Genomic DNA, 4,997 nt, shown 5'->3' on the forward strand with positions numbered 1-4,997 from the left:
ATGATTAACCACTTTAGTGTACTGGGCATTAAGCCGAGTGCCAATGAAGACGACGTAAAGAAAGCCTACAAACGTCTATCGAATCGGTTTCACCCTGATAAATTACTCGGCGCATCTGACGATGAAAAAGTACACGCGGAAGCCCAATTACAACGAGTAAGAAATGCGTATGAAGTGCTTTCAGACCCGAAGCTTAAACGCGAATTTGTAAAGAATTTTAGTAACGTTATTGTGACCGACCCTGCAGCCGCTATGCGCGAGCTGTGGGATCAATTTTATCCTATTAGTTAATTGCTGAGCACCCATGACAAAAGCACTCGATCTCTCACGTATTGATGAATTAAAAGAAAATGCATACAGCAATATCGAATCTTACAACGATCCCGATACTCCCAATGCACTTGCAGAATTTACTAGCCAAATTAAAGCGGTGTTACTGGCAGACCCTAAGTTACTCGATTCTGTACCTGAGTACCTGCCTATTGCGCTGTATGAACAAGTTAAATTTCCATCTGAAGCAAAGCTTAAATGGGCGCATTGGATCAAAGAAGGTATCCAGCCAGAGTGGGATGATTTTAAAACGACGGTCGCTTTTAATAAGCCAGACTTACCGCTTGTTTTAGCTGTACGTGCTCACTCTGAAACCTTATTAATAGAAAGCTGTATCGTTCTGTTTTTATTGTCGAATGACAATGTAGCAACGTCTACAAGTAAAGAAAAAGATGATAGCGACTATGATGAGGAAGAAGAAGGTTATTACGATCAATTTGATGAGGAAGAGGACGAGCTATAATGAACAGCTTAATTGAAACTGCCGTAATAGAAATCAAACAATTGGCAGATGTAGAACCTCAACAAGCAAGTAAAAAGTTTGAGTTGATGGCAAGCACCATGACTGATGACGTTTTGGTTGAAGTGATCGAAAACATGGATATCGTGACGTTAACACAGATAAACAGTCACCATGATATCTCTTGCCCTTCTATCATGTCAGAGCTAATGACCCCTGAACAGATCCGCGATATTGTTTGCCAACAACCGCTATATTGGGAAGAAAAAGTTAAGAACAACGCTGATGAATTGATCCAGCATACCTTTGATTTTTTAACTTATCTTATCCGTATTCAAGATAGCGAAGCGAAACAAGCGGCGATTTTAGAATGTATTGCTGAAGACCAAGCGGGTCTTTTTTATCTGTCGATCCCGTTTATTGAATATCTATTAGCGCCAAAGGCAGAAGCTGATCGCCACAGCCACATCACAGATAACTTTGATGACGAAGATGATGGCGAAACTGTCGGTTATACCGATCGTAGTGCAGAAGAAGATGCACACAGCTTGAGCATTGATGATCCGCGCAGTTTATTAGCCTTGATCCGTGAACTCGCGCCAGAAGTTGAAAAATCAATTAAGAATTTACTGCGTAGTGAAAACTCAAGCTGGGTAGCGATCATTGACAGTTTCGTTAATGAATTAGTACTGCAAGCAAAAGAAAAAAACCAAGTTGATGATGAATACGCTGAAGTTGATGACATGTTTAGTTTTCTTGATTAAGGACCCCACGAATGCAAATTGTACTAAGAGACAGCAATCAAGGGCCTTTTTTAAGTAAAGTCTTAGCTTATGGTCAAGCTGAAGCGCTATTAACTGAAGCACAACTAGCCCAGGTTAAAAGCAAAGCGGTGCTGATGAGCCTTAAACTAGCAGACAAATTTTATAATAAACATAAGATGCATCTACTAGAAAATGCTGCTTTTGATGTGATCGGTGTAGCTAGCTTAGGATTAATGTCGTTGAGTAATCACGATCTTCCGCAAGCGCTTAGACTACTTCTGACACCAAACGGGATTGTCACTTCCTTCCAGAAAGGTTGGAGCATGCTCAGTAGTGTCAGTAAGTACAAGCTAAACGATAAGTCCGTATATGGCGACATTGACCCAAGTTTACTTGATAAAGTATCAACACCAAGTGATGCCGATGAATGGCTAGGCTGGCAGAGCTATCAAGACGCGCTGTTAGACTTTAATCGTGAAGAATCGATAGTGTGTTTACTTAAGCAGTTTTATGTGCAATCAAGTTACGATCCTTTGGATTGTTTGAGCCTTGAGAACGTATTTGCTGAAGTCGTGCTGTATCGCCTATGTTTTGGCCCAGTTAAAGTCAAACAAGATCTCAAGCAACGCATCGCACGCATTGAACTTGAAGAAGTTTGGTTCTCGACTGAGCATATTGAGCAACAAATTACGCTTACGTTGTCAGAGATGCCAACCCAGCTTGCCGAGACAATTAAACTTGACCAAGGTAAGTACTTTACCACGGGTTTATTACGCACATTAACGTTTGCTAAAATCTATCGAGAACAACGCTTGAAAGATGTTAGCCCTGAGCGATTAGAGCAGTTGGAATATAAAGAAGGACTAACAGGTTTGTTAGGCTGGCCTGTCTATATCGTGATGTAGTGGACTGAATAGTTTAACTTCAATTCGTTATATACATTACACAAGTGAATTTCAGCTTACTTGTGTAATGTATGACAACAGCCAGTAATTTCTTGTTATTAACCCGCTTGCTCCAATGCTTGACTAACATCAGCGATGATATCATCAATATGTTCAATACCAACTGATATACGAATAAGGTCTTCCGACACACCTGCTTGCGCTAATTCTTCAGCATCAAGCTGTCTATGCGTGGTTGACGCAGGGTGACAAGCTAATGACTTTGCATCGCCAATATTGACTAATCGTAAAATCATCTGCAACGCATCAATAAAGCGTCCACCTGCTTCTTTACCACCCCCGGCCAATTCAGATTTAATACCAAAACTAATAATACCGGAAGCTTTACCGCCTGTGATCTTATGGCAGTTATCTTGGTAAGGACTATTCTCAAGAGCCGCGTAATTTACCCAACTCACTTTCGGGTGCTGCTCAAGGTATTCAGCCAAGGTTAATGCATTACTACAATGGCGTTCCATTCTGAGTGCCAGAGTTTCTAACCCTTGCATCAACAAAAAGGCACTTTGTGGAGCCAGTGCTGCACCGGTATTTCTCAGTGGCACAACACGACAACGTCCAATAAAGGCTGCAGGGCCAAATGCTTCGGTATAAATAACACCATGGTAAGATGCATCAGGTTCATTTAATAAAGCAAAGCGTTTAGGTTGTGCCGCCCAGTCAAACTTGCCCGAATCAACAATCGCGCCACCAATAGTGGTACCGTGTCCACCGATGTATTTAGTCAGAGAATGAATAACAATATCGGCACCATGTTCAAACGGTCTACATAACACAGGGGTCGCGACCGTATTATCAACCATTAGTGGTACGCCATGTTTATGCGCTATTTCAGCTAAGCGTTGTAAGTCAACAATATTACCAGCAGGGTTACCAATTGATTCACAAAATAGTGCTTTGGTATTTTCATCTATAAGCGCTTCTAAGCCTGCAAAATCGTCAAATGCAGCCATACGTACATCTACGCCCTGACGTGGCAAGGTGTGAGCAAATAGATTGTAAGTACCGCCATAAAGTTGGCTAGTGCTAACAATATTATCACCTACTTTTGTCAGAGCCTGAATTGCATATGTAATTGCAGCCATACCAGATGCAACAGCTAAAGCACCAATACCGCCTTCTATTGCTGCTAAGCGTTGCTCTAGTACATTCGTGGTTGGATTCATGATACGAGTATAAATATTGCCAGGCACTTTTAAGTCAAACAAATCAGCACCATGCTGGGTATCATCAAATGTATATGATGTTGTTTGATAGATAGGTACTGCGGCAGCTTTGGTAGTAGCTTCTGATTCATATCCGTGATGAAGTGCCAATGACTCAAGTTTCATGTTGATCAATCCTATTCCTTTTGAATGAATTATTAACATATCAAATAGCCATCTAAATGTCTAAAAGTTTTTATATGCCTTTACATTAAATTAAGGCGATCACATCAAAACCGTCCTATATACGCTCTACCGATCAAAGCTTCATCCTTGCTGAGTAGATACTCATTGATAGAACCGAGCACCGATGGTTTGATCTCTTTCAGCAATCCTTTTATCGGCAGTAAATTAGACGCATGAGTACCATCAACATATAAATCAGGTAGATCAAGATGTTCCAGCAATGTCTTCATCTCTTCCAGAACTTGGTAAGGGTCAAGTAGCTTAAAGTCACCTTTGCTCTGCTGATTAAACAATACCGTTCCTTCGATTGGCACCGTTGTCAGTGTACCCAGAAGCTGAGGCTGCATTCGATTAATTAACTCAGCGGTTTTTTTAGCGTGCAGCTGCGAGCGCTGTCCACTACCTCCCAGACCAATCATCACCATTGCAACTAATTTGATACCAGCTTGAACAATACTGCTACCAGCTTTAAGCATCTCTTCCGCGGTAACGCCTTTACGTACCGCACTTAGCACCTCATCAGCGCCAGACTCCACGCCCAAATAGGTCATGGTTAAACCCGCTTCTTTTAACTGCTTTAACTCTTCCTCAGTTTTGCTCAGCGTACTTTGCGGACCAGCATAGGTACTTACATGATTTAGCTTCGGAAACACTGCGTAAAGTTCAGACAAGATCTCCACCAGCATCTCTGTAGGTAATGAAATCGCATCACCATCGCTTAAAAACACTTTTTTCACGCTTGAACCATACGCACTTTTGGCCATCTGAATATCTTCTTTAAGCGCTTCGATAGTCCTAACCTGATAACGTACGTCTTTATACATCGCGCAATAGGTACATTTATTGTATGAACAGCCGATAGTGCATTGTAAAATGTATGCATCATGTTCTGGTGGTGGTCGGTATATATTGCCTTGGTATCTCATTTAACACCTCTTATTTGTCTTATATTTTAGCGTTAATTAATATTGATATAATTGCTGCCAGAATCGTTATAAAAAGTAGCCATAAACTGTCATACAGCTACTTTTACAACTTTTAACTTTTAACTTTTAACTTTTAACTATTTTGCAAGCTCAGCGGCTGTATC

General features: G+C 41.0%; 6 protein-coding genes. 4 read left to right on the plus strand and 2 right to left on the minus strand.

Features of this window, described 5'->3' with window-relative positions:
* From QNK26_RS15485 to atcC, 4 genes are read left to right on the plus strand one after another with little or no spacing between them, the layout of a single operon-like run.
* Complete coding sequence (locus tag QNK26_RS15485; protein WP_319224747.1) at positions 1-291, plus strand: J domain-containing protein; 291 nt, start codon at positions 1-3, stop codon at positions 289-291.
* Positions 292-304: 13 nt separating this feature from the next.
* Positions 305-793: a cold adaptation protein AtcA gene (atcA, locus tag QNK26_RS15490; protein ID WP_319224749.1), complete on the plus strand. Its 489-nt coding sequence runs from the start codon at positions 305-307 to the stop codon at positions 791-793.
* Positions 793-1,554: a cold adaptation protein AtcB gene (gene atcB, locus QNK26_RS15495; protein ID WP_319224752.1), complete on the plus strand. Its 762-nt coding sequence runs from the start codon at positions 793-795 to the stop codon at positions 1,552-1,554. Before atcA ends, atcB begins: the two co-directional genes overlap by 1 nt.
* 11 nt (positions 1,555-1,565) lie before the next feature.
* On the plus strand, positions 1,566-2,459 hold the full coding sequence (gene atcC / locus QNK26_RS15500) for a cold adaptation protein AtcC (protein ID WP_319224754.1): 894 nt from the start codon (positions 1,566-1,568) through the stop codon (positions 2,457-2,459).
* Positions 2,460-2,557: 98 nt separating this feature from the next.
* On the opposite strand, the gene QNK26_RS15505 is transcribed toward atcC, so the two are convergent.
* The gene (locus QNK26_RS15505; protein WP_319224757.1) at positions 2,558-3,847 is read right to left on the minus strand and encodes an O-acetylhomoserine aminocarboxypropyltransferase/cysteine synthase family protein; all 1,290 of its coding nucleotides are present in this window, start codon (positions 3,845-3,847) and stop codon (positions 2,558-2,560) included.
* Between the two features lie 104 nt (positions 3,848-3,951).
* Positions 3,952-4,833 carry a radical SAM protein gene (locus QNK26_RS15510; protein ID WP_319224759.1) on the minus strand — a complete coding sequence of 294 codons (882 nt, stop codon included), beginning with the start codon at positions 4,831-4,833 and terminating at the stop codon, positions 3,952-3,954.
* Positions 4,834-4,997: the final 164 nt, after the last annotated feature.

The sequence above is a fragment of the Moritella sp. genome (assembly GCF_033791185.1).
GTDB lineage: Bacteria > Pseudomonadota > Gammaproteobacteria > Enterobacterales > Moritellaceae > Moritella.

Coding starts and splice junctions, on each gene's coding strand:
- QNK26_RS15510 (WP_319224759.1), bottom strand. CDS start 4,833: ATGAGATACCAAGGCAATATATACCGACCACCACCAGAACATGATGCA.
- atcA (WP_319224749.1), top strand. CDS start 305: ATGACAAAAGCACTCGATCTCTCACGTATTGATGAATTAAAAGAAAAT.
- atcC (WP_319224754.1), top strand. CDS start 1,566: ATGCAAATTGTACTAAGAGACAGCAATCAAGGGCCTTTTTTAAGTAAA.
- atcB (WP_319224752.1), top strand. CDS start 793: ATGAACAGCTTAATTGAAACTGCCGTAATAGAAATCAAACAATTGGCA.
- QNK26_RS15505 (WP_319224757.1), bottom strand. CDS start 3,847: ATGAAACTTGAGTCATTGGCACTTCATCACGGATATGAATCAGAAGCT.
- QNK26_RS15485 (WP_319224747.1), top strand. CDS start 1: ATGATTAACCACTTTAGTGTACTGGGCATTAAGCCGAGTGCCAATGAA.